This window comes from Agromyces ramosus, from assembly GCF_030817175.1.
Lineage (GTDB): Bacteria > Actinomycetota > Actinomycetes > Actinomycetales > Microbacteriaceae > Agromyces > Agromyces ramosus_A.
The window spans coordinates 2,741,926-2,765,003 of the sequence record NZ_JAUSYY010000001.1; the positions used below are offsets into that span (position 1 = coordinate 2,741,926).

Consider the following 23,078-nt stretch of genomic DNA (forward strand, 5'->3'; position numbering starts at 1 on the left):
TGCACGGACCCACAAACATGGACAGCTCGGTTTCGATATCTGCGCGTGGCGACGAGCGGAAGACAGGGATCGTGGGATCCGTGGTCGCGAAGCCGTACTGGGACAAGACTTCGTTGGGCTTTACAACCTGCCCTGGTACGTAGGCCACGGGCTCAGACTACTGTCCAGCTCTTCGATGAGCCACGTCGGACGGGCTCGCTGATGGGGAAACTTGGCTGCGCGCGAACGAGAGCCGTCTTCAGTCGGGGGAGTCCGATGTCTAAGGATTCGAGTAATCCTGCAACGAGTACGAGGCCATCTGTGCCATGTCTTCGTAGCAAGCATCGAATCTTGGTCTCACTTGCCCAGATACCGGATGTTGCCCTGCCCGTACTGGGACGGCTGTGTTGAGCATGTCGTTTAGTCCCGTCGTAGTGACAATCGCTGCAACTGGGCGAGCGACAGGTAGACGGCGGCCGATCGGGAATACCCGCGCCCCATCCGCGTTGAACTTGAGCGTACCCAGCTCAAGTTCCCAAGGAGGATTGGTGCCCGAAGACTTCAACCCCGAAGCCGGCGCGAACTCGTTCGACGAGTTCCTCAGCCGGTACCTCGCGGGAGAGCAGGCGCGTCAGGCGCGGTCGATCGACCTCAGCCGGTTCCTGACCGCCCGCACGCAAGGCATCCTGCAGCAGGCCGGACGCTTCGCACTCGAGCGCGGCCAGACCGAGCTCGACGCCCTGCACATCCTGCGCGTGATCGTCGAAGACGAGGCGGTCACGCAGGCCATCCAGCGCATCGGCGTCGCGCCCGAGCGCATCATCACCGCGACCGAGGCGCGCTTGCCCGCCGCGGGCGAGACGGCCGACATCAACTCGGCCACGATCACGCCGAGCGCGAGCCGCGCGCTGTTCCACAGCTACCAGGTCGCGCGCTCGGCCGGCTCGACCTACATCGACCCCGAGCACCTCTTCTTCGCGCTCGTGCTTGGGCAGGATGCCCCCGCCGGTCAGGTGCTGGCGCGCGCCGGCGTCACCGCCGAGGCGCTCACGCAGAGCGTCCGCGAGACGGTCATGGGCGAGCCCGGCATGGGCGAGGAGGGCATGACGGATGTCGCGGGCGGCAACGCCGGGGCATCCGCGACCCCGATGCTCGACAAGTTCGGCACCGACCTCACGGCCCTCGCCGAGAACGGCGAGCTCGACCCCGTGATCGGACGCGTCGACGAGATCGAGCAGACCATCGAGATCCTCAGCCGCCGCACCAAGAACAACCCGGTGCTGGTGGGCGAGGCCGGCGTGGGCAAGACCGCGATCGTCGAGGGCCTCGCCCGCGCGATCGTCGAGGAGAACGTGCCCGAGCAGCTGCTCGGCAAGCGCGTCGTGTCGCTCGACCTGCCCGCCATGCTCGCGGGCACCCGCTACCGCGGCGACTTCGAGGAGCGCCTCACCAAGACCATCGACGAGATCGCCGAGCACAAGGGCGACTTCATCGTGTTCATCGACGAGGTGCACACCGTCGTCGGTGCCGGCGGCAGCGGCGGTGGCGACGGCATGGACGCGGGCAACATCCTGAAGCCGCGCCTCGCGCGCGGTGAGCTGCACCTCGTGGGTGCGACCACGCTCAAGGAGTACCGCACCATCGAGAAGGACCCCGCCCTCGAGCGCCGGTTCCAGCCGGTTCGCGTGGGCGAGCCCTCGATCGAAGACGCGGTGCTGATCCTGCACGGGCTGAAGCCCGCCTACGAGGAGCACCACGGCATCGAGTACACGGATGCCGCGCTTCGCGCCGCCGTCGAGCTGAGCGCGCGCTACCTCACCGACCGGGTGCTGCCCGACAAGGCCATCGACCTCATCGACCAGGCCGGGGCGCGGCTGCGTCTGCGGCTGGGAGTGAAGACGGATGTCTCCGCGCTCATCGCGCGGCTCGCCGACCTCGAGGCCGACAAGAACGCCGCCGTCGGCGCTGAGCACTACGAGGAGGCGTCGCGGATTCGTGACGAGATCTCGAAGGTGCAGGCGAAGCTCGACGAGGTGACGGCTGCCGGCCGCGCCGCGACATCCGCTGACTCGGCCGACCGCTCGACCGTGATCGACGAGGCTGAGATCGCCGCGGTGATCTCGCGGGCCACCGGCATCCCCGTGAACCGCCTCACCGAGACGGAGCGCGAGCGCCTCGGCGACCTCGAGGGTGAGCTGCACGGGCGCGTCATCGGTCAAGACGACGCGGTCACCGCGGTCGCCAAGGCCGTGCGCCGCAACCGCACCGGCATGGGCGACGCGCGTCGCCCGGTGGGCAGCTTCCTGTTCCTCGGGCCGACGGGTGTCGGCAAGACTGAGCTCGCGAAGGCGCTCGCGTCGAGCCTGTTCGACGACGAGACCGCCGTGATCCGCTTCGACATGAGCGAGTTCGGCGAGCGGCACACCGTGTCGCGGCTCGTCGGCGCCCCTCCCGGATACGTCGGCTACGACGAGGCAGGCCAGCTCACCGAGCGCGTGCGGCGCAACCCGTACTCGATCGTGCTGTTCGACGAGATCGAGAAGGCGCACCCCGACGTGTTCAACCTGCTGCTGCAGGTGCTCGACGACGGACGTCTCACCGACGGCCAGGGTCGCACGGTCGACTTCCGCAACGCGGTGATCGTGATGACCTCGAACATCGGCTCCGAGTTCTTGGCGTCGCGGTCGGGTGCGCTCGGCTTCGTCGCCGGGGCTGCCGATGACACGACCGGCTTCGGCTCGGAGCAGGCCCTGCGCGACCGCGTCATGGGCAAGCTCCGCGAGGCCATGCGGCCCGAGTTCCTGAACCGCATCGACGAGATCGTGCTGTTCCGCAAGCTCGACCAGCCGCAGCTCGAGCAGATCGTGCGGCTCATGCTCGGTGCATCCGCTGCCCGTCTCGCCGCTCGCGAGGTCGCCTTCGAGGTGACGGATGCCGCGGTGTCGCTGCTCGCCGAGCGCGGCTACGAGCCCGAATACGGGGCGCGCCCGCTGCGTCGCGTGATCCAGCGCGAGATCGACGACCGCATCGCCGACCTCTTCGTGAGTGGCGCGCTGGGCGACGGCGATGGCGTGCGGGTGGATGCCGCTGACGGCGCTTTCGTCGTGGCATCCGTGCCGCGCGCCACAATCGACCTCGCCGCGTAGCCGGTGGTCGAGTAGCGCTCAGCGGGTATCGAGACCCGGACCGAAGTACCGGAGCTCGGAAGGCCCGGCCCTGTTCTTGGGGCCGGGCCTGTCGTCGTGGGGACCGCCGGCGCTACGCTGGGGGGACCTTCGAGCGAAGCCGCGGGGGGAGCGCGATGGCGACTGAAGACGGGTCGAACCCGAACGAGCCGGCGCAGAGCACGACTGCCGCACGGCCGAAGCGGCGATGGTGGGTCATCGCTACCGGAGTCGTCGCCACTGCCTTCCTCGGCGCGCTCGGTGCCTGGCTCTTCGCCCGCCTGGCCCCGATCCTCGACAGTCCGTTCGAGACGAGACCGCTCGAGGTCATCGTCGACGATTCCCAGAGCGAGTGTGACAGCTATGCACTCCCCGCGTCGCTCTTGGACGACGTTTCAGTCGTCGCGGTCGACGACGGCCTGCCGGCCCAGCTCGCCGAATTCGACGGCGAGTGGATCGTCGAGCACGGGGGGCTCCCGACCACCGCACGAGTGCTCGAGCTCACGTTGCACGGCAGCGGCGACGAGACCGTCGTCATCCACTCGATCGACCTGGTGGATTTCGAACCGATCACGCCGCAGGAGGACATGGTAGTGATCCACGAATGCCTCGCGATCGGAGGCGAAATGGGCGTGACCTCCCTTGCGACGAACTTCGCCGGTCGGCCACCGGCGCTCGAGCTGGCAGATCCCGCGTTGGACTTCCCGTATCAGGTGGCGAAGGACGATCCCGAGGTCTTCGACATCGTCGTCGCCAAGATGGGCCAGGGTGACGAGCAGGCATGCTTCTGTCGATGGAACATCGGGATCACCTGGAGTGCGGGAGCGGAACGGCAGCAGCTGATCGTCGAAGGTGAGTCGATCGGGGTCGCGACCGCGATCCCGTCGAGCGAATGGAAGGATCGTTGGTTCGTCGACGGCGAATGGTCGACAGAGCCCGTCGTCGACTGATCAGTCGACGACGGCGTGGCTCGCCCCCCCCCCCCCCCCGCCGACGCGTGATGGTCGTGGCGGCATGCATCGTCGGCGGCATCCGTCCGAAAGCGAGGGATACCCGGCCGCGCGCGACCGGACGAGGAATGGCAGTGAGGACCAAGCTGGAGCCAACCGGGAACGCGACGCCGCACGGGCGGTCGCCGCCCCTGCGGACGCATGCCCGTCGAATCTCTGAAGGAGATCTCATGTCCGCCACTCCCACGATCGTGCTCGTGCACGGCGCGTTCGCCGATGCCGCGAGCTGGGCCCCCGTCACCGCCGCGCTGCTCGAGCAGGGTCACACCGTTCGCGTGCCTCCGGTCTACAACCGCAGCCTCGTCGAGGACGCCGCCTCGATCCGCGCCTTCGTCGAGCAGATCGACGGCCCCGTGCTGCTCGCCGGCCACTCATACGGCGGCGCCGTGATCACGGTCGCCGGCGTCGCCGAGAACGTCGTCGGGCTCGTCTACGTCTCGGGCTACGCCCTCGACGAGGGCGAGAGCCTCGGCCAGCTGCAGGGGAGATTCCCCGACTCCGACCTCGCGGCCAACCTCGTGTACACGCCGTACCCTGTTGCGGGCGGTGAGCCCGGCACGGATGTCTCGGTCGAGATCGACGCATTCCCCGCAGTCTTCGCGGCCGGCGTGCCCGAAGAGACGGCGCGGGTGCTCGCGGTGTCGCAGCGGCCGCTCACCGCAGTCGCGTTCGGGGAGCCGGCCTCGGCGGCGGCGTGGAAGCAGAAGCCGGGCTGGGGCATCGTCTCGAGCGCCGACCACACGATCAACCCCGAGGTCGAGCGCTTCGGCTATGCCCGCGCCGGCCTCCGCTCGGTCGTCGAGATCGACGCGCCGCACCTCGTCATGCAGACGCATCCGGCCGAGGTCGCTGCGCTCATCACGGGCGCGATCGCCGAGCTCGCCGAGGGCACCGACGGCGAGCGTCTCGTCTCCTGAGTCGACGCGCCGACACGACGAAGCGGCCGTCCTCCAATCGGGTGGACGGCCGCTTCGTCGTTGCGCTCAGCCTCTGATGAATTCGAGGATGTCGCGGTCGAGCTCCTGCTGGTAGTCGCCGAAGATCCCGTGCGGCGCGCCCTCGTAGACCTTCAGGGTGCCGTGCTTGACGAGCTCGATCGACTTCAGCGCGGCGGCCGCGATGGGCACGATCTGGTCGTCGTCGCCGTGCGCGATGAAGATCGGCACATCAAGCGCCCTCAGGTCCTCGGTGAAGTCCGTCTCGGAGAACGCCTTGACGCACTCGTAGGCGGCTTGGATACCGGCGAGCATGCCCTGCCGCCAGAAGTCGTCGCGCGCGCCCTGCGACACCGTCGCACCCTCCCGGTTGAAGCCGAAGAAGGGCAGCGAGAGGTCTTGGAAGAACTGCGAGCGGTCGGCGAGCACGCCGGCCCGGATACCATCGAACGCCGTGATCGGCGTGCCCTCGGGGTTGGACTCCGACTGCACCATCACGGGCGGCACCGCACCTGCGGTGATCACCTTGGCGACACGGCCGGCACCGTGCTGGGCCGCGTAGCGCACGACCTCGCCACCACCGGTCGAGTGCCCGATGAGCACGACGTCGCGCAGGTCGAGCCCGTCGATGAGCTCCGCGAGGTCGCGGGCGTAGGTGTCCATGTCGTTGCCGTTCCAGGGCTGCGCCGAGCGGCCGTGGCCGCGACGGTCATGCGCGATGGCGCGGTAGCCGTGGTCGGCGAGGAGTTTGCGCTCGACGGCCCACGCGTCGGAGCTGAGCGGCCAGCCATGGCTCAGGACGACCGGCTGGCCGGTGCCCCAGTCGGAGTAGTACAGGTCGGTTCCGTCGGACGTGGTGAAGGTGGGCATGCTGCTCCCGAGATCGAGATTGATGGGTCTCGGCCATCCTCAGGCGAGCCGGCAGCGGATGCCCCCGCTCCAGCGGCCGCCTATCCCTCGAATCGGGACAGGTCGAATGCGAGACGCTCAGTCGAGCGCCAGCCGGTCGGCGTACGCGCCGGCGATCGCCCGGAGCTCGTCTGCGGGCGCGTGCAGGCGGCTCGCCTGGATGAGCCCCTGCGCGACGAGCAGTATCTCGGCGCCGAGCACGTGTACCGGCCGGATCTCGCGCGTGCCCGAGCCGGCCCCGGTGGCAAGGCGCAGCTCGATCTCGGCCGCCATGTCGCGCGTTGTGGCCCGGCACAGCTCCAGCACCTCGGCGCCGCGCTCGCCGAATTCGGCGATGCTGTTCAGCATGAGGCATCCGCGCCGCCCCGGCTGGGTCGCGCAATCGTCGATGACGGCATCGAGCAGGGCGCGGACGGCCGCACCCGCGGGCCCCTCGGTCGCCATTGCCGTGCGGACGAGGTCGACCCGCGTGCGGCAGTACGCCTCGAGCACCACGATGAACAGGCCGAGCTTGCTGCCGTAGGCCGCGTAGATGCTTCCATTGCCGACGCCGCTCGCCGAGGCGATATCGCCGATCGAGGCGCCCTCGAAACCGCGCGTCCAGAAGTCCTCCAGCGCCGCGGTGCGCAGGGAGGCGTCATCGAACTGGCGAGGCCGTGCCATCCGACCAGCGTAGCCGCCCCGCACGCCCCTGCCCGTCGGCCTCACGATGGCGGATCGCCGGTGCGACCGGCGCTTCTCCCGCGAGACTTTTGCTGGAGCGCTCATTCCAGAATGATGGTGCCCATGACCGCGCTTCCCACGCCGATCTCGTCGCACCGTTCTCGTCGCATCGGGTTCCTGCTCTTCGACGGCGTGAAGGCGCTCGACTACGTCGGCCCGGCCGAGGTGTTCATCGAAGCGAACCAGGCCGTCGACGCCTACGACGTGGTGCTGCTTTCGCCAACGGGGGCGGATGTCATGACCTCGCTCGGCGGCCGGGTCTCGGTGCACGCGTCGGCCGCCGACGTGGCCGATCTCGACACGCTCGTGGTGCCAGGCAGCGAGGAGCGGCCCTCGGCGTTCGCACGCGGCGAACTGCTCGACGCGGCGGCCGCCCTCGCGGAACGAAGCCGGCGCGTCGTCTCGATCTGCAGCGGCGCGTTCGTGCTCGCCGCCCTCGGCGTGCTCGACGGCCGGAGCGCCACCACGCACTGGAAGTTCGCCGCCGACCTCGCACGCCACTACCCGCGCATCGATGTGCAGGCCGACCGCATCTTCGTGCGCGACGGCGAGGTGGCGACGTCGGCCGGGGTGGCCGCGGGCATCGACCTCGCGCTCGCGCTCGTCGAGGACGACCACGGGCCTGACGTCGCCCGGCGGGTCGCACAAGGCCTGCTCGTCTACCTGCAGCGCTCGGGCGGGCAGTCCCAGTTCTCCACCCCCTTGCGGGCCCGAGCTCCGCAGGAGAGCGTCGTGCGCAAGGTGACGGATCTCCTCGAGGCCGACCCCGCCGCGATGCACACGGTGGCCGACCTCGCGCGCCACGCGAACGTGAGCATGCGCCACCTCACCCGGCTGTTCCGGGAGGAACTCGACACCTCGCCCGCCGAGTACCTGGCCGCGCTCCGGTTCGACCTCGCCCGCTGCCGGCTCGAAGCGGGCACGTCGGTCGCCCAGACGGCCATCGACGCGGGCTTCTCGAGCGCGGAGTCGCTGCGCCGCTCGTTCGTCGCGCGCCTCGGCATCTCACCGTCGCAGTACCAGCGCCGCTTCCGGTCGGCCGACGGTGGGGCCACGCACCCGACGCTCCGACCCGCGGAGTCTCGCCCGACCGTCGCGGGCTGGGACGGGGCGGCTGCCCGCACCGCGTGACGGCGGTGCGCGAGACGATCACGGGGCTCGGGCTCGACATCCGGCCGCCGCGCTCGCGCGTTGACGGCGAGGGTGAATCCATCTACTTCTACGACCACGACGGCCACCTGTTCGAGCTGCACGCTGGATCCCTGCGCGAACGCCTCGCCGTCTACACGGGCGGCGCGCCGAGCGGCGACGCCTGATGCCCGCCGCCTAACCCTGCCGGCGGTCGAGTAGCGCGAAACGCGTATCGAGACCCACCAGAGCGCCCGCCAGTCCTGTACGCCCGGCACAATCGTCTGGCGCGAAATCCTGCTCACGGTGTCGGCATCGACGAAGTCTGCGCGGTCGACGGACCGAGTCGTTACCCTCGGCTCATGTCGCGCTCAGAGCTCGTGCCATCGTCAACCGGGATCGGGGCCACCACGCACTGGACGCCGCTGCAAGAGCGTGCCATCGAGACGCTCGTGGTCGTGGCATCCACTCTCGGTGTACGACTTCTCGGGGTGGTGCTGCTCGTCGGCTCCACCGGCTCGGCGAACTCGCCGGCACTGGCATTGAGCGTGATCGGCGCCGTCTTCGATGCAACCCTGTTCGTCTGGGCGGGGCTCGCAGTCGCGGTGCAGTTCGGGATGCTGCGTGCTTCGCGCCCGTGGCGCTGGGCGCTCGTGGTGCTCGCGGCTCCGGCGGCCGCGCTACTGAGCGCACTGCCTGGCGTGCTTTCCGGTGCGCTCGGCGGGGCCGGGGCGGCGAATCCGGTCACCTGGATCAACGGCACCGTCTTCACGATCGTCGTCGGCCTCGGCGTGGTAATCGCCGCCGCGTGCCTGAGTCGCGAACGACGTTCGCTGGCCGGTGGCGCCGCGGCGCTCCTGACGATCGGCTCATTGCTCACGCTCGTGCTGATGTGGCAGTTCCTCGACGTCTACTTCACGATCTGGGGCGCGCCCGTGACCGTGACCGAAGCCGACGGGAATCGATACCTCATCAACGCTGGTGCCGCCGCCGGCTCGCTGCTCGGTGCGGTGGCACTCGCCATCGCGGCTCACCGACGCGGGCTCATCATCGCGACATCCGTCGTCGCGGCGATCGGCCTCATCGTCGCGTTCACGGTGCAGGTGCCGCAGGGGCGGTTCATTCCGGATCCGCCGCCGCCACCCGCCGAGCGGTCGAACAACGGATGCATGGGTGAGGGTGACCCCAACTGCGTCGGCGGCTGAAGGCCCGGCCCTCATCTCGAGGGCCGGGCCTTCGTCAGGTGTGCGAGCCGGAGCCTACGCCCGCTTCGTGCCGCGCGAGGCGAAGACGATCGCGGTGCCGACGACGGTGAGCGCCCGAATCACCTGAGCGCCACGACCGATCTGCATCCAGCGAGCCTACGATCGTACGTACCCGCTCAGCTCGGTCGTCGGCGCACTCGAAAGCGCAGGTGGAGCACCCGGTTGCCCTGAATCACCTCGTCAGGATCCTCCAACAGGTGCTGCGCGTGGACCGACCCGAAGTAGCGCTTGCCGGACCCGAACACGACGGGTACGACGTCCATGCGCACCTCCTCGACCAGGCCCGCGGCAAGCGCCTGGCCACCGATGTCGCCGGCGGCGACCTCGACGATGCGGTCACCCGCAAGCGCCTGCGCCTTGGCCACGGCTGCTTCGACGCCGTCGACGAAGTGAAACGGCGCCTCGGGGTCCCAGCCCTCGGGCTCCGGCCGGTGCGTCACGACGACCACGTGGTCGACCCCGCTCGGAGGCGTGCCGTCCCAGCCGTCCGTCATGTCGAAGACGTGACGGCCGGCGATTGTCACCCCGATCTGGTCCCAGTACGGGCGGACGTAGTCGTAGGACGTCTGCGACACCTTCAACACGCCACTCTCGTCCAACGGGACGTCACCGCTGACCAACCAGTCGAACAGCGGTCCGGGCTGATCATTCTCGTCGGCGATGAAGCCGTCTACCGACACCGAGGCGTACATGACCACCTTGCCCATGTGGTGCTCCTCTGCTTTGGGGTGCCCCCAAATTTAGCGTGGCGTGAGCTGTCGCTCTTGTAAGAAATCAATCGGCTGGCAGCGATCGGTTCGGCGAGAGCCTTCGGCACGGGGCCGGATGCATCACGCCCGGTCGCTGTCGCCGGCGGCCAGATCCTCGTCGGTGATCACGCCTGTCGGTTCGCTGTCGATGACCGTGTGCTCGGTGCCGAGCTCCTCGGCGAGTCGCCGGCCCTCCTCGATCGCCTCGTCGCGACTCGCGTAACTCTGCGACCGCTCGGGTTCGCCCTCGACGCGGTTCTCCCACTGCCCTCGGTTCGAACGCGTCTCGACATCGCCTTCGGCCATGGTGTGCTCCCTCCCGCTCGTTCAGTTCGCCCACGCTACGCCGATCCCGTGCGTGCAACACCCGGGTTGACGGAACGCCCGGCCCTCACCGAGAGTCGGGCGTTCTGCGTGCCGCACTATCCCGTCAAGTCGAGCCGCCCTCCGCGGAACCGCTGGCGCATCAACCGGTCGTGCGAGACGAGCACGACCGCGCCGGGGAACCCCTCGAGCGCGCGCTCGAGATCCTCGACGAGGTCGGGCGAGAGATGGTTCGTCGGCTCGTCGAGCAGCAGCAGCTCGTGCGACTCGCTCACGAGGAGCGCGAGTTCCAGCCGCCGCCGCTGACCGTACGAGAGCCCCGCGACCGGCACGGCGAGGTCGCGCGCGTGGAACAGGCCGAGGCTCATCAGGCGCTCCTCGGCCGTCTCGACGTGCTCCCGGAGGCCGGCCGCGTACGCCTCGAGCAGGCTGCGCCGGGTCGGCGCGATCCCGCTGTGCTGGCGCAGGTGGCCGATGCGTGCGGTCGCGGTCACGGTGCCGGCATCAGCGGGCTGCTCCCCGGCGATCACCCGCAACAGGCTCGTCTTGCCGATCCCGTTCGGTCCCGTGACGAGCAGGCGATCACCCGCGGCCAGCTGCAGGTCGTCGACGGATGCCCCGGCGACACGCACCCCGTGCAGCGTGAGCAATGGAGCATCCGGCGCTCTCGGGGCATCCGTTGCGCGACCCTCGGGCGCCTCCCGCTGCGCGGCCGGCGTCGCTCGCCCGAGCGACGGGGAGAACGACAGCGGCTTCGGCGGCGGTGCGACCGGCGCGTCGAGCAGGCGCGACACCCGCTCCTTGGCGTTGCGGATGCGTGCCATCGCGCCGTGGTCGCGGCCCCGCGCGCGGAAGGCGCCCGCGCCCATGCCCGCCTTGTCGAGCTTGCGGGGGATGGCGTCGAGTCGCGTGGCGTTCACCGTGGCGAGTTCGCGACTGCGCGCGAGCTCGGCCTTCCAGGTCTCGTAGGCGAGCCGACGACGTTCACGCTCGCTCGCCTTCGCGATCAGGTAGCCCGCATACCCGTCGCCGTAGCGGGTGACGGATGCTCCGTCGACCTCCCAGATCACGTCGGTGAGCGCCTGGAGGAACGCGCGATCGTGCGTCACCGCGACCACCGTGCCGTGATGCGTGCGAAGCCGATCGACGAGCCACTGCCACGCGGCATCGTCGAGGTCGTTGCTCGGCTCGTCGAGCAGCAGCAGCTCGGGGTTCGACGCCAGCGTGGCCGCGAGTGCGATGCGCGAACGCTCGCCGCCCGACAGGCTCGACCAGGAGCGAGCGCGCTCGATGCCGGCGACCCCGAGCACCTCGAGCGCGGCGTCGAGTCGTGCGGGCGCGCCGTATCCGTCGCGTGCCTCGAAGCGATCGGCAAGCGCCGCATAGTCGGCGAGTGCTGCATCGAGGGCAGCGCCGTCGAGGCGCGCGAGACCGTGCTCGGCCTCGTGCATCGCGCGCTCGAGGGTGCGGAGCTCGATCGAGCAGGCATCGATCGCATCGATGACGGTCGCATCGTCGGGCAGCTCGAGCACCTGGCCGAGCGCACCGATGCCGCCTGCGGCGGCCACCGTCACGTCGCCGGCATCGGGCGGCAGCTCGCCGCTCATCAGTCGCAGCAGCGTGGACTTTCCCGAACCGTTGTCGCCGATGACGCCGATGCGTTCGCCGGGGCGAGCCGCGAGATCGACGCGGTCGAGCACGATGCGGTCGCCGAATCGCTTCGTCGCAGCGTGTATGGAAAGTTGGCTTGGGTACAACATATGAAGCTCCGTTTCCCGGCTCTTCGCAGTCGTTCACGCGTCGCAGAACGCAAGCCGTGCGGCGAATGCGGAGGATGCGACGAAAGGTCGACAGCTCAGGTGCCGTGAGAGTCAGTGGTCGGAAGCGCTGAGATCAGCGCAGAGTGCCGTGGAGCATGTGCTCGACACGGCTCGCCACTAGGAGTAATTCAGAGTGCCCATCGCCGCCACGGTATCAGGCCTCGCGAACGAGGTGCAATGGTCGGAGCGTTCGTGCGGCGGCGAGGTTGGACACCCGGGGTGGCAGCGGGCGTGGGGCTTGTGCCAGTGTGAGCAGCAATCCGTCTCGCATGCGACGAAGGGCACTCATGAGCGACGAGTCGACGAGTTCGGCACCTGCCGCCCCCGCAGCGGAGGCACCCGCGCGAGTGCCCCGGTGGCGTCATCGGCCGTTCATCGAGATCATCGCGGTGGCCATGCTCTCAGTGACCGCCATCCTGACCGCCTGGTGCGGCTTCCAGGCGGCCAAGTGGAGCGGCGAGCGGGCGATCGCGTTCGCCGAGGCATCCGCCGCCCGGGTCGAGGCGGGCGACGCCGACAACGAGGCGCGCGAGGCGCGCGTGGTCGACCTGATCATCTACGCCGAATGGGTGACCGCCAACGCCGAGGGCCAGACGGCACTCGCCGACAAGATCGAGACTCGCTTCACGCCGGAGCTCAAGGTCGCCTTCGATGCGTGGCAGGCCGGCGATGAGGTCGCTCCCGGCCCGTTCGCGATGGACGAGTACGTGCCTCCTGGCACCGAGAGGAGCGCGGAACGCACGGCCTACGCCGAGGCGCGCTTCGCGGACGCCGTTGAAGACACCGAGCGTGGCGACAACTACTCGCTGCTGACGGTGCTGTTCGCCCTCGTGCTCTTCCTGACCGCGATGGCGCAGCGTGACATCCACCACTTCGCCGCATGGATGATGCTCGGGCTGGCCGGCCTCATCGCCCTGGGCGGGTTCGTCGTGCTGCTCACCTTCCCGGCGCGGTTCTGAGCGCGCCGGTCAGCTCCCCTCACGGCCGCCGGCGTGCGAGCAGGGTGGCGTCGTGCACGTCGACCGTTGCGCCCTCGCGCAGCATCGCTCGCGGCCGCTGCTCGGCCACGAGCACGTCGAAGTCGTCGGGCAGGGCGGGCAGCAGCTCTTCGGCGAGGAACATCGCGTTGCGATGACTCGCCGAGAGGTGCGTGAACACGCCCGACGGCGCATGCCCGACCACGAGGAGGTGTCCGCCGGGCGCAACCGCCTGCGCGAGCCGGCGAGTCACCTCGACCATGCCGCCGTCGGGTGGATGCAGGAAGTGCGTGGTGACGAGGTCGTACGAACGGCCGTCGGCATCGAAGGTGCGGGCGTCGACCTGCCACCAGTCGGTGCGGTCGGCGACTCCGGCCTCCTCGGCATGCCGGGCCGCGCGGGCCAGGCCGTTGGCCGAGAAGTCGGCGCCGGTGACCTTCCACCCGTGTTGCGCCAGCCAGATGACGTCGCCGCCCTCGCCGCAGCCGACGTCGAGGGCCGTGCCGGGAGTCAGTACGGATGCCTCGGCGACGAGTTGCGGGTTGGGCTTGCCGCTCCACACCTTCCGTTCACCCGAGTACCGCTCCTCCCAGCTCGACGGCTCGAACATCTCGGCCGCCTCGGCGTCGCTGGATTCGTGTTCGTGCCGGCTCATCGAGTGCTTCCTTCCGCTGCTGCCCGAGCGTACGCAGCCCGCCCGTTGATGGCACCTCGGCTTGCCGTTCCGGCAACGCCGGACCTGGGGGAGCCGCGCCACGGGACGCGCATCACTGACTGCTAGCATCCGCTGGTGCGCATACTCCGCAGGGCGATCACCGTCGTCGCAGTCCTCGTGCTCGTGGCCATCGCGGCGTTCACGGGCGTGTACCTCTGGCAGCAGCCGATCCTCATGACCGCCACGGGCTACGCCGCCCACAATGCCTGCGCCGTCACCACGGTGGCCGGGCGCGACGACTCCGCGACCGACCTGCCACCGAACCCGCTCGTGCCCTACCTGCAGGTCGACGTCGACGGCGACACGACCACCGGCTCGCTCCCGGCCTCGCTCGCACGGCAGCGGGCCTGGTACGCCGAGGGCTTCGGCTGCACGCTCGCCGACGAGCGTCCCGAATTCGGCGAGGCGACGCCGATCTCAGGCGACGGCAACCCGTTCAGTGACGCGCCGACGCCGACGCCCGATCCCGCCGTCGACGAGGCCATCGCGCGTGCCTTCGGTGACGATCTCCCCGAAGCGGATGCCGCGGCGCTCGGCACCCGCGCGGTCGTGGTCGTGAACGACGGCGAACTCGTCGCCGAGCGGTACGCCGACGGGTTCGATGCCACGACGCCCCAGCTCGGCTGGTCGATGTCGAAGAGCGTCGCGAGTCTGCTGACGGGAGTGCTCGTGAGGCAGGGCGTCGTCTCGCTCGACGACGACCGGCTGCGCCCGGAGTGGACCGACGAGCGCGCCGACATCACCGTCGAAGACCTGCTGCGCATGACGGGCGGCCTCGAGTGGGACGAGACCTACGACCTCGGAACCCCCATCACCCGCATGCTCTACCTCGAGGGCGACATGGGCGCCTACGTCGCCGGGCAGCCGCTCGCGCATGAGCCGGGCACCGTGCAGCAGTACTCGAGCGGCAGCACCAACGTGCTCTGCTCGGTGCTCGCCGAGCGCACCGGCCTCGGAGCCGACCTGCCCCGCGAGGCCCTGCTCGAGCCGCTGGGGCTCTCGTCGGCGGTATTCGAGCCGGACGCCGCGGGCACGCCGGTGTGCTCGTCGTACCTCTGGGCGACCCCGCGCGACTGGGCGGCCGTCGGCCAGTTCGCGCTGCAGAACGGCGAGTGGAACGGCGAGCAGCTCCTGCCCGACGACTGGATGTCGCAGAGCCTCACCGTCACCGACGCCGAGGAGACCGACGACCCCGGCTACGGCATGGGATGGCGCGTCAACCCGATGCCCGACGGCACCGTGCGGTGGCCCGGCCTGCCCGAGGACGCATTCTCGGCGAACGGCCACGACGGCCAGCGCGTCACCGTCGTGCCGTCGGAAGGACTCGTCGTCGTGCGCCTCGGGTTCACGCCCGGGGGAGTCGAGGACGCGTCGGTCACGCAGCTCGTCGAGGACGTCATCGCCGCGCTCGGCTGATCTCACGGTTCGACGAGCTAGCGAAGGCCACCTGACGCCGTCGGCGGTGTGTGGAAAACTGGCGGCATGCCTGAGTCGCCTGAGGTGCAAGCGCTCGTCGAAGAGCTCGGCACGCGATTGACCGGCCGCGCGGTCAGCGACGTCGACGTGCTCGAGTTCCGCGTGACCAAGACCCGCGCGAGGCCGCCCTCGTCGCTCGTCGGCGAACGGGTGACCGCCGCGAAGCGGCATGGCAAGCTCGTCGAGTTCGAGTTCGAGGGGTCGCAGCACCTCGTGGTGTCGCTCGGCAGGCACGGCTGGGCTCGGTGGCGCGACGGCGATGGCAACGGCAACGCAGTCGGCTACGACCCGGCCGTGACCGGAGCGGCCGACGCAGATGCCGGCCCCGCGCCGGCGCTCGTCTCCGTCGAGTTCGACGACGGCAGCGCCCTCGAGTTCACGGATGCCGGTGGCTGGGTGTCACTCGGCTTCTGGGTGGTCGACGACCCTGCCGAGGTGCCGGCCGTCGCCAAGCTCGGACCCGACCCCGCCGACCCCGAGTTCTCTCGGGCCGACTTCGACCGCGCCCTCGGCGGCCGTCGCAAGCAGGTCAAGGCGGTGCTGCAGGAGCAGGAGTCGCTCGCCGGCATCGGCAACGCGTACTCCGACGAGATCCTGCACGCGGCCAAGATCTCGCCCGTCGTGCACGCGGCCGCGCTGACCGGCGCAGAGCTCGACCGGCTCTTCGACGCGACGGTGGGCACCATCACCTCCGCGATCGACGCGCGCCGGGGCATCCCGATCGATCAGCTCAAGGCGACGAAGGTCGCGGCGATGCAGGCGCACGGCAGGGCGGGCGAGACCTGCCCGGTCTGCGGCGACACGATCCGCGACTTCTCCTTCGCGAGCACCACGGCCCAGTACTGCCCGACGTGCCAGACCGGCGGCGCCGAGCTCGCGTTGCGCGAGGCGTAGTCCGCGCCATCGAGCAGTATCGGAGAAGCGTCGCCGGGCGCACCGAAATAGCGTCATCCGTATGAACTCCATCGACTCCATCACCCTCGAGGTGGCCGACATCGCGGCCGCCCAACGCTTCTACGACGCCGCCTTCGGGCTCGGCGACCTGCTCCGCTTTCGGGCATCGGATGCCCCGAGCTCGGGCTTCCGCGGATTCACCCTCTCGCTCATCGTGGCGCAGCCCTCGACCGTCAGCAGCTTGATCGACTCGGCGGTCGCCGCCGGCGCCACCACGCTCAAGCCCGTCGAGAAGTCCCTCTGGGGCTACGGCGGCTCCGTGCAGGCGCCCGACGGCACGATCTGGAAGGTCGCGACCTCGGCGAAGAAGGACACCGGCCCGGCCACGCGCGACATCGACAGGATCGTGCTCCTGCTCGGCGCCGAAGACGTCGGCGCGAGCAAGCGCATCTACGTCGACCGCGGACTCACGGTCGGCAAGACCTTCGGCAGCTACGTCGACTTCGCCATGCCGACGAGCCCGATCGGCCTAGGGCTCTACAAGCGCCGTGCCCTCGCGAAGGACGCGGGCGTGCCGCCCGAGGGCAGCGGATCGCACCGCATCATCGTCAACAGCGGCGCCGAGTCCTTCACCGACCCCGACGGGTTCACGTGGCAGCCTGCAGCGGTGAGCTCGCTGGCCCGGCCGGTCGGGTAGCGCGAGCCGCGGCATCCGCTTCATCGCACGAACGCCCGGTCCTCGAACGAGGGCCGGGCGTTCGCGTTGCGCGAAGGACCTCTGGGTCAGGCCGCTTCGGCGATCTCCTCGAGCGGAGACTCGACGACCGGGATCATGCGCGCCGCCGGCCGGACCGTGCGACTCCGGCCGAGGAACGGCACGACGCCGCCGGCGACCGCGAGCACCGCGCCGATGACGAACGCTGCGACATAGCCCGACTCGGCGGGCAAGCCGCCGGCCCCGAGGGTCGCCCCGATCGCCGCAGCGAACACCGTGGTGCCGATCGCGCCGCCGATGGTGCGGATGTTCGCGTTCATGCCGGTGGCGATGCCCACCTGGTCGGCCGGCACGCTGCGCACGATGAGGTTCGGAGTCGACGAGGTGACCAGGCCCGTGCCGAGTCCGAGCGCCGCGGCCGCGGCAGCGAGCTGCAGGACATCGCCGTGGAACAGGGCGATCGACAGCGACGCGGCGCCCGACACGAGCGCGCCGATCGTGAGCTGCGCGGCGAACGGCAGTACCCGACTGAGCGGGCCGGCGATGAAGCCGACCGACGCCATGGTCACGAGCATCGGGAGCATGATGAGGCCGGCGGTGCTCGCGTCGACGCCGAGGCCGTAGCCGCTGGCGGTCGGTGTCTCGGCAAGTCGCGGCAGGTACGCCCACACGCCGAACATCGCCGCGCCGGTCAGCAGGGCGGTGAGATTCGTGGTCCACACGGCGGGCAACCGCATCATGCGCATGTCGACGAGCGGCGTGCGCGAGCGCACCTCGACGGTGACCCAGGCGGCAGCGAGGCCGGCCGCCGCGACGAAGAGGGCGATCACGAGAGGCGATCCCCACCCCCACTGATTGCCCGAGCTGAGCGGCAGCAGCAACGCGACCAGCCACCCTGAGAGGAGCACCGCGGCGAGCACGTTGATCCGTCCGGTGGAGCGGGCGGCTGAGCGAGACAGGCCGAAGTACCCCAGTGCGAGCCCGGCGGTGGCGAGCACCAACGGCAAGGCGAAGAGCCCGCGCCATCCGATGGCGGCGGCGACGGGACCGGCGATGACCGTGCCGAGCCCGCTGCCGACCGCCATGATCGCCGAGAGGGCGCCGATCGCACCGGCGAGGCGGGTCGCCGGGAAGGCGTCGCGGACGAGCCCGAAGCCGAGCGGGAAGACGGCGGCGCCGAGCCCCTGCAGGATGCGCGCGATCAGCATGACGGTGAGGTTCGGTGCGAACGCCGAGAGGAGGGAGCCGACCGCGACCGCGCCGAGCGCCAGGAGGTACATCCGGCGCCGGCCGACGAGGTCGCCGGCGCGGCCCAGCAGCGGTGTAGCGACCGCAGCCGAGATGAGCCAGGCGGTCAGCATCCAGGTCTGGCCGATCGCGTCGGCGCCGATGTCGGTGCCGATCGTGGTGAGGACGGGGATGATGAGCGATTGGAGACTTGCGACGGCGGTGAAGCTCGTGGCCACCGCGATGAAGGTGATGCGAGTACTGGACAAACGAACGCCTTTCGGTCAGGCGATTGGAATATACTGGAGGGATCCTCCGATCGGAGGCTGCCTCCGGTACATTAGCGGAGGACCCCTCCACTTTGCAAGTGAGGAATTCGATGACCGACCCAGCGCTCAGCGCCCTGCTCGACGAGCGCCGGCCGACGCGTTCTGATGCGCGGCGCAATTTCGACGCCCTCATCGAGGCCGGACGTGACGCATTCGCCGAGCACGGGGTCGACGCATCCCTCGAGGACATCGCCCGCAGGGCCGGCGTCGGCATCGCGACGCTCTACCGCAACTTCCCGACGCGCGACTTGCTCGTCGAGGCGGTGTACCTCGACGAGGTGGCCGGTGTCGCGTCGTTCGCCGAAGACCTCGGCGATCTGCCGCCGTTCGACGCGCTCGCCGCCTGGCTGCGCCGCTTCGCCGACTACGTGAGCCGCAAGCGCGTGCTGCTCGACGGCCTGAACCGCGATTCCGAGCTGCTGCAGACCTGTCGCGAGGTCATGTACCAGTCGGGCGAGCCGTTGCTGCGACGCGCGCAGTCCGCCGGCCTCGTTCGTGCCGACATCGGCATCGACGACGCCGTGCGCCTGGTCGCCGGCGTGGCGAGCGTCGCGTTCCCGAGCCCCGAGCAGCGTGAACGGGTCGTCGACATGGCACTCGATGGGCTGCGTGCCCGCTGACGCCGGCGTGCCCGCGCTTGACAGGTGAGAATCCCGCAGCCTAATCCTTGAGGGGGAGGAGGAACGATGAACTCCATCGACTGCATCACCCTCGAAGTGGCTGACACCACGGCGGCCGAACGCTTCTACGAAGCCGCGTTCGGTCTGGGCGACCTGGTGCGTGTGCGGGCGTCGGATGCCGCGACCACGGGCTTCCGCGGGTTCACGCTGTCGCTCGTGGTGTCGCAGCCCTCGACCGTCAACGGCCTGATCGACTCGGCGGTCGCCGCCGGTGCCGCCACGCTGAAGTCGGCCGAGAAGTCGCTGTGGGGCTACGGCGGCGTGGTGCAGGCCCCCGACGGCACGATCTGGCAGCTGGTCACGTCGGCGAAGAAGGACACCGGCCCCGATGCCCGCACGATCGACGAGGTCGTGCTCCTGCTGGGCGCCGGCGACGTGGGCGCGAGCAAGCGGTTCTACGTCGACCGGGGACTCACCGTCGGCAAGGGCTTCGGCAACTACGTCGACTTCTCGATGCCGTCGAGCCCGGTCGGTCTCGGGCTCTACAAGCGCCGCGCCCTCGCCAAGGTCGCCGGCGTCGACGCCGAGGGGAGCGGATCCCACCGCTTGGTCATCAACGGCGGCGCGGAGCCGTTCACCGACCCCGACGGATTCGCGTGGGAGCCCGCATAAGTGGACTCGGGTAGGCGGTTCGCGCCCGTTCGCCGAGGGCGCAGCCTCTGAGTAGGTGGCACCAACTCAGCATGCTAAGTTGGAGTTCCAAACTCAGATCGCGGCGGACCACCGCACAGACCGAAGGGCACATCATGACCACGTTGCAAGGAGCCGTCGTGCTCGTCACCGGAGCGAACGGCGGACTCGGCACCGAGTTCGTGCAGCAGGCCCTCGAGCGCGGCGCCGCGAAGGTGTACGCGACGGCGCGCACCCCACGGGAGTGGAGCGACGACCGAGTGGTGGCACTCGCCCTCGACGTGACGGATGCCGCGTCGATCGCCGAGGCCGCCTCCATCGCCGCCGACACCACCGTCGTCGTGAACAACGCCGGCGCGCTGGCACCGTCGACGATGCTCGACGCCGACCTCGGCGAGGTGCGGGCCTTGTTCGAGACCAACGTGTTCGGACCACTCGCCGTGGCGCAGGCGTTCGCGCCGGTGCTGATCGCGAACGGCGGCGGCGCGCTCGTCGATATCCACTCCGCGCTCAGCTGGCACGCCGCGGGCAACGCCTACAGCGCGACCAAGGCGGCGTTCTGGTCGGTGACGAACTCGCTCCGTCTCGAGCTCGCGCCGCACGGCACGCAGGTCGTCGGCGTGCACCTGGGCTACACCGACACGCCCATGATCGCCGATCTCGACGTGCCGAAGGGTCGCCCCGACGACATCGTGCGACGCGTCTACGACGGCGTCGAGTCGGGGGAGCACGAAGTGCTCGCCGACGACACCGCCGTGTACGTGAAGAGCGTGCTGTCGCGGCCGGTCGTCGAGCAGTACCCGCAGCTCGCGGCGAGCTGAGCCGCGGCATCCGCTCGATCCGGCGCCGTGGGTGAGTGGCAGGATGTCCCTCGAACCGACTTCGCCGGCCTGGGAGGACTTCTGAACGCCATCACCGATGCTCGCTCCGAGCTCGCCGCCCTCTGCGAGCGGGGCCTCGAGTGGTACCCCGACGTGCCACGGCAGTCGACGGATGCCCCGAGCGCGCGCCCCGCTGCCGTGCTCGTGCTGTTCGGGGTGCTCGACTCCGTGCCTTCCCGAACCGGTGGGGCGGTCGCTCGCGATCTCGACGTGCTGCTGCTCCGGCGTGCGGCGACCCTCGGCAGCCACGCGGGGCAGATCGCCTTTCCGGGTGGCCGGCTCGAGGCATCCGACGACGGACCCATCGCGGCCGCGATCCGTGAGGCGGGCGAGGAGACCGGGGTCGACCCCGACGGAATCGAGCCGCTCGGAACGCTGCCGCCGATGCCGGTTCCCGTGAGCAACCACGTCGTCACGCCGGTGCCGGCGTGGTGGACGCGCCCGTCGCAGGTGGCGGCGGTCGACCACGACGAGTCGGTCGACGTGTTCCGGGTGCCCGTCGCCGACCTGCTGGAGCCGGCCAACCGGGCGAACACGCAGCACACCGTCGGCACGCAGACGTTCCGCTCGCCGGCGTTCACGGTGGGCGGCCGCATCGTGTGGGGGTTCACGGCGCTCGTGCTCGCGCGCATGTTCGACGAGCTCGGGTGGTCGGAGCCTTGGGATCCCGAGCGCATCGTCGAGCGCGACGACCTGGCGCGTTGACGCTGTCTCGCCAGATCCCTTCACTGTTGGTCAGGACTTGACGGCTCCGGCGGTGAGGCCCTCGATGACCTGCCGTTGAAGCACGAGAAACAGGATGATCGGCACCAGCATGACGATCGTCGCACCCGCCAAGGCGCCGGTGATGTTGAACCCGAACTGCGATTTGAACGCAGCGAGCGCAAGCTGGACGCTCTGATTCTCAGCGGAGACGGTCAGGAGGTTGGCGAAGAAGAACTCGTTCCAGATTTGGACGAACGCGACCACGGACACCGTTGCGATGGCTGGGCGCGACAGCGGCAGGACAACACGACCGAGGATCGTGAAGTACCCGGCGCCGTCCATCATGGCCGCTTCCTCGAGTTCCGGGGGAATCGACTGCAGGAACGATCGGAGCACCACGAAGGTGAACGGGAACTGCAACGCCGCGTAGAGGATAACGAGGCCGATCTTCGAATCGAAGAGACCGAGCTCGCGGACGATGAAGAATACCGGGGTAGCCAGGCCGACGAGCGGGACAGCGAGTGCCAGCGCGAAGGTGACGTTGAGGAATGCCTTCCCGCGGAAGTCGAATCGCGCGAGAGGGTAGGCGGCGAGGAACGCGACGACGAGCGCTCCGATGGTCCCGCCGATCGCGTACAGGAGGGAGTTGAAGATGTACTCCTGGAGATGAATCTGGGTGAACGCGTCGATGTAACCCTGAACTGTGAGGGGAGTGGGCCAGAACCCCTCGCCCGTGTTGATCTGAGCTGCGGTCTTGAAGCTTGAGACCATCACCCAGAACGCGGGAAGGAGAGAGAGCACGGTCGCCACGATGAGGACCACGTAGAGGACTGTCGAGGCGAGCGCTCCTCGCCGATCCGAGAGATGTCGCCGCCGAGTCGTCACCCTGGCGGAGCCCAGCGCATCTCGTCGAGCGGGAAGCGGTGCCTGCTTGGAAGTCGCGCCAGTGGAAGTTGCGCTTGCGGTCATGATCAACGATCTCCGATTCGGAAGAGCCGGCGGACCAGAATGATCAGGATTGCACCGACTCCGATGATCACGGTCCCTACGGCGTTTGCGTAACCCCAGTCGCCCTGGAGATACGCACGGTATGCGTACAGCGCAAGGGAGACGGTCGCGTCGTCTGGCCCGCCGGCGGTGAGGATGAACACGAGGTCGAACATGCCGATGTCTGCGAGTACGCGGATGAGCACGCATGTGCCGATCGCGTTGCGGAGTAGGGGCAACGTGATCAGAAATTGCTGTTGCAGCTCGCTGGCCCCATCGACACGCGCCGCTTCGTACAGCTCCCGCGGGATCGAGGCGATCTCGGCCATGATCACGATCATCACGAAGCCGAGAATGAACGCGAAGGTCCCGGCAACGGCCCAGCGGGCGGTCTCGCTGTCGAACAGCCAGTCCCGGCCGCTGATCCTGATCGAGGCGAGGATGCTGTTCAGCAACCCGGATCGTGGGTTGTAGAACATCGAGAAGATGAGCGCATACGCGGCGCCGGATATCACGAACGGGATGAAGAGCAGAGTCCGGAACGTCTTCCAGCCGCGCAGCTTCAGGGCGAGGACGATCCCCACCCCAACACCGAGCGGTACCTGGACGAAGACGCCGATGGCGAGGTAGAAGAGCGTGTTTCCGAGCGCCTTCGCGAACACGGGGTCCGTGATCATCCGCTGGTAGTTCTCGAAGCCCACGATCTCCAGGGACCGCCCGCTCCATGATGTAAAGGACGTCGCGATGAGGACCACGAGGGGTACCGCGAAGAACGTTCCGAAGAGGATCGCTGCGGGGGCGACGGAGAGGAACGCTGAGAAGCGCATTCCTCGAGGTATGGGCGACCCGGCTACGC

At 69.5% G+C, this 23,078-nt stretch carries 23 protein-coding genes; 14 read left to right on the top strand and 9 right to left on the bottom strand.

Features of this window, described 5'->3' with window-relative positions; translation table 11 throughout:
* The first annotated feature begins 527 nt into the window (after window positions 1–527).
* From QFZ26_RS12890 to QFZ26_RS12900, 3 genes are all read left to right on the top strand, one after another.
* Window positions 528–3,125, top strand: coding sequence for an ATP-dependent Clp protease ATP-binding subunit (locus tag QFZ26_RS12890; protein WP_307042713.1), 2,598 nt, complete (start codon window positions 528–530; stop codon window positions 3,123–3,125).
* A gap of 155 nt (window positions 3,126–3,280) precedes the next feature.
* A complete protein-coding gene (locus tag QFZ26_RS12895; RefSeq protein ID WP_307042715.1) occupies window positions 3,281–4,093 on the top strand; it encodes a hypothetical protein in 813 nt (270 codons plus the stop codon).
* 230 nt (window positions 4,094–4,323) lie between these two features.
* Entirely contained in the window at window positions 4,324–5,070 is a 747-nt protein-coding gene (locus QFZ26_RS12900; RefSeq protein ID WP_307042717.1) for an alpha/beta fold hydrolase, read from the top strand.
* A gap of 66 nt (window positions 5,071–5,136) precedes the next feature.
* On the opposite strand, the gene QFZ26_RS12905 is transcribed toward QFZ26_RS12900, so the two are convergent.
* Both QFZ26_RS12905 and QFZ26_RS12910 read right to left on the bottom strand, forming a co-directional pair.
* Window positions 5,137–5,958, bottom strand: a complete 822-nt coding sequence (locus QFZ26_RS12905; protein WP_307042719.1) for an alpha/beta fold hydrolase — start codon at window positions 5,956–5,958, stop codon at window positions 5,137–5,139.
* Window positions 5,959–6,075: 117 nt separating this feature from the next.
* Window positions 6,076–6,660, bottom strand: a complete 585-nt coding sequence (locus QFZ26_RS12910) for a TetR/AcrR family transcriptional regulator (RefSeq protein WP_307042721.1) — start codon at window positions 6,658–6,660, stop codon at window positions 6,076–6,078.
* A 123-nt stretch (window positions 6,661–6,783) separates the two neighbouring features.
* On the opposite strand from QFZ26_RS12910, the gene QFZ26_RS12915 reads away from it, so the two are divergent.
* The 3 genes from QFZ26_RS12915 to QFZ26_RS12925 all read left to right on the top strand — a co-directional run bounded on the left by QFZ26_RS12915 (window position 6,784) and on the right by QFZ26_RS12925 (window position 9,053).
* On the top strand, window positions 6,784–7,851 hold the full coding sequence (locus QFZ26_RS12915; RefSeq protein ID WP_307042723.1) for a GlxA family transcriptional regulator: 1,068 nt from the start codon (window positions 6,784–6,786) through the stop codon (window positions 7,849–7,851).
* A 5-nt stretch (window positions 7,852–7,856) separates the two neighbouring features.
* A complete protein-coding gene (locus QFZ26_RS12920) occupies window positions 7,857–8,036 on the top strand; it encodes a hypothetical protein (protein WP_307042724.1) in 180 nt (59 codons plus the stop codon).
* Window positions 8,037–8,210: 174 nt separating this feature from the next.
* Complete coding sequence (locus tag QFZ26_RS12925) at window positions 8,211–9,053, top strand: hypothetical protein (RefSeq protein ID WP_307042725.1); 843 nt, start codon at window positions 8,211–8,213, stop codon at window positions 9,051–9,053.
* Window positions 9,054–9,229: 176 nt separating this feature from the next.
* Here QFZ26_RS12925 and QFZ26_RS12930 read toward each other — a convergent pair whose 3' ends face one another.
* From QFZ26_RS12930 to QFZ26_RS12940, 3 genes are all read right to left on the bottom strand, one after another.
* On the bottom strand, window positions 9,230–9,820 hold the full coding sequence (locus QFZ26_RS12930) for a dihydrofolate reductase family protein (RefSeq protein ID WP_307042727.1): 591 nt from the start codon (window positions 9,818–9,820) through the stop codon (window positions 9,230–9,232).
* Window positions 9,821–9,943: 123 nt separating this feature from the next.
* Window positions 9,944–10,168 carry a DUF2188 domain-containing protein gene (locus QFZ26_RS12935; RefSeq protein ID WP_307042729.1) on the bottom strand — a complete coding sequence of 75 codons (225 nt, stop codon included), beginning with the start codon at window positions 10,166–10,168 and terminating at the stop codon, window positions 9,944–9,946.
* Window positions 10,169–10,284: 116 nt separating this feature from the next.
* Window positions 10,285–11,946 (bottom strand): ABC-F family ATP-binding cassette domain-containing protein, encoded by a 1,662-nt coding sequence (locus QFZ26_RS12940; protein WP_307042731.1) that lies wholly within the window; start codon window positions 11,944–11,946, stop codon window positions 10,285–10,287.
* 347 nt (window positions 11,947–12,293) lie between these two features.
* Between QFZ26_RS12940 and QFZ26_RS12945 the strand changes: the two genes are divergently transcribed.
* Window positions 12,294–12,965 carry a hypothetical protein gene (locus QFZ26_RS12945; protein WP_307042733.1) on the top strand — a complete coding sequence of 224 codons (672 nt, stop codon included), beginning with the start codon at window positions 12,294–12,296 and terminating at the stop codon, window positions 12,963–12,965.
* A gap of 19 nt (window positions 12,966–12,984) precedes the next feature.
* Here the strand turns inward: QFZ26_RS12945 and QFZ26_RS12950 are convergent, their stop codons facing one another.
* A complete protein-coding gene (locus QFZ26_RS12950) occupies window positions 12,985–13,638 on the bottom strand; it encodes a class I SAM-dependent methyltransferase (protein WP_307042735.1) in 654 nt (217 codons plus the stop codon).
* 135 nt (window positions 13,639–13,773) lie between these two features.
* On the opposite strand from QFZ26_RS12950, the gene QFZ26_RS12955 reads away from it, so the two are divergent.
* The 3 genes from QFZ26_RS12955 (at window position 13,774) to QFZ26_RS12965 (ending at window position 16,765) form a co-directional block, all read left to right on the top strand.
* Entirely contained in the window at window positions 13,774–15,114 is a 1,341-nt protein-coding gene (locus QFZ26_RS12955) for a serine hydrolase domain-containing protein (RefSeq protein ID WP_307042737.1), read from the top strand.
* Window positions 15,115–15,180: 66 nt separating this feature from the next.
* Entirely contained in the window at window positions 15,181–16,068 is an 888-nt protein-coding gene (locus tag QFZ26_RS12960) for a DNA-formamidopyrimidine glycosylase family protein (RefSeq protein ID WP_307042738.1), read from the top strand.
* Between the two features lie 61 nt (window positions 16,069–16,129).
* The gene (locus QFZ26_RS12965; protein ID WP_307042740.1) at window positions 16,130–16,765 is read left to right on the top strand and encodes a glyoxalase; all 636 of its coding nucleotides are present in this window, start codon (window positions 16,130–16,132) and stop codon (window positions 16,763–16,765) included.
* Window positions 16,766–16,851: 86 nt separating this feature from the next.
* Here QFZ26_RS12965 and QFZ26_RS12970 read toward each other — a convergent pair whose 3' ends face one another.
* Window positions 16,852–18,279, bottom strand: a complete 1,428-nt coding sequence (locus QFZ26_RS12970) for an MFS transporter (protein ID WP_307042742.1) — start codon at window positions 18,277–18,279, stop codon at window positions 16,852–16,854.
* A gap of 110 nt (window positions 18,280–18,389) precedes the next feature.
* On the opposite strand from QFZ26_RS12970, the gene QFZ26_RS12975 reads away from it, so the two are divergent.
* The 4 genes from QFZ26_RS12975 (at window position 18,390) to QFZ26_RS12990 (ending at window position 21,235) form a co-directional block, all read left to right on the top strand.
* On the top strand, window positions 18,390–18,959 hold the full coding sequence (locus QFZ26_RS12975) for a TetR/AcrR family transcriptional regulator (RefSeq protein ID WP_307042744.1): 570 nt from the start codon (window positions 18,390–18,392) through the stop codon (window positions 18,957–18,959).
* A 66-nt stretch (window positions 18,960–19,025) separates the two neighbouring features.
* Window positions 19,026–19,631 carry a glyoxalase gene (locus QFZ26_RS12980; RefSeq protein ID WP_307042745.1) on the top strand — a complete coding sequence of 202 codons (606 nt, stop codon included), beginning with the start codon at window positions 19,026–19,028 and terminating at the stop codon, window positions 19,629–19,631.
* Between the two features lie 134 nt (window positions 19,632–19,765).
* The gene (locus QFZ26_RS12985; protein ID WP_307042747.1) at window positions 19,766–20,470 is read left to right on the top strand and encodes an SDR family oxidoreductase; all 705 of its coding nucleotides are present in this window, start codon (window positions 19,766–19,768) and stop codon (window positions 20,468–20,470) included.
* An 81-nt stretch (window positions 20,471–20,551) separates the two neighbouring features.
* On the top strand, window positions 20,552–21,235 hold the full coding sequence (locus QFZ26_RS12990; RefSeq protein WP_373460764.1) for an NUDIX hydrolase: 684 nt from the start codon (window positions 20,552–20,554) through the stop codon (window positions 21,233–21,235).
* Window positions 21,236–21,265: 30 nt separating this feature from the next.
* Here the strand turns inward: QFZ26_RS12990 and QFZ26_RS12995 are convergent, their stop codons facing one another.
* Together QFZ26_RS12995 and QFZ26_RS13000 are read right to left on the bottom strand one after the other, a co-directional pair.
* Window positions 21,266–22,204, bottom strand: coding sequence for a carbohydrate ABC transporter permease (locus QFZ26_RS12995; protein WP_307042749.1), 939 nt, complete (start codon window positions 22,202–22,204; stop codon window positions 21,266–21,268).
* Between the two features lie 2 nt (window positions 22,205–22,206).
* Entirely contained in the window at window positions 22,207–23,049 is an 843-nt protein-coding gene (locus QFZ26_RS13000) for a carbohydrate ABC transporter permease (RefSeq protein WP_307042751.1), read from the bottom strand.
* Window positions 23,050–23,078 lie beyond the last annotated feature (29 nt).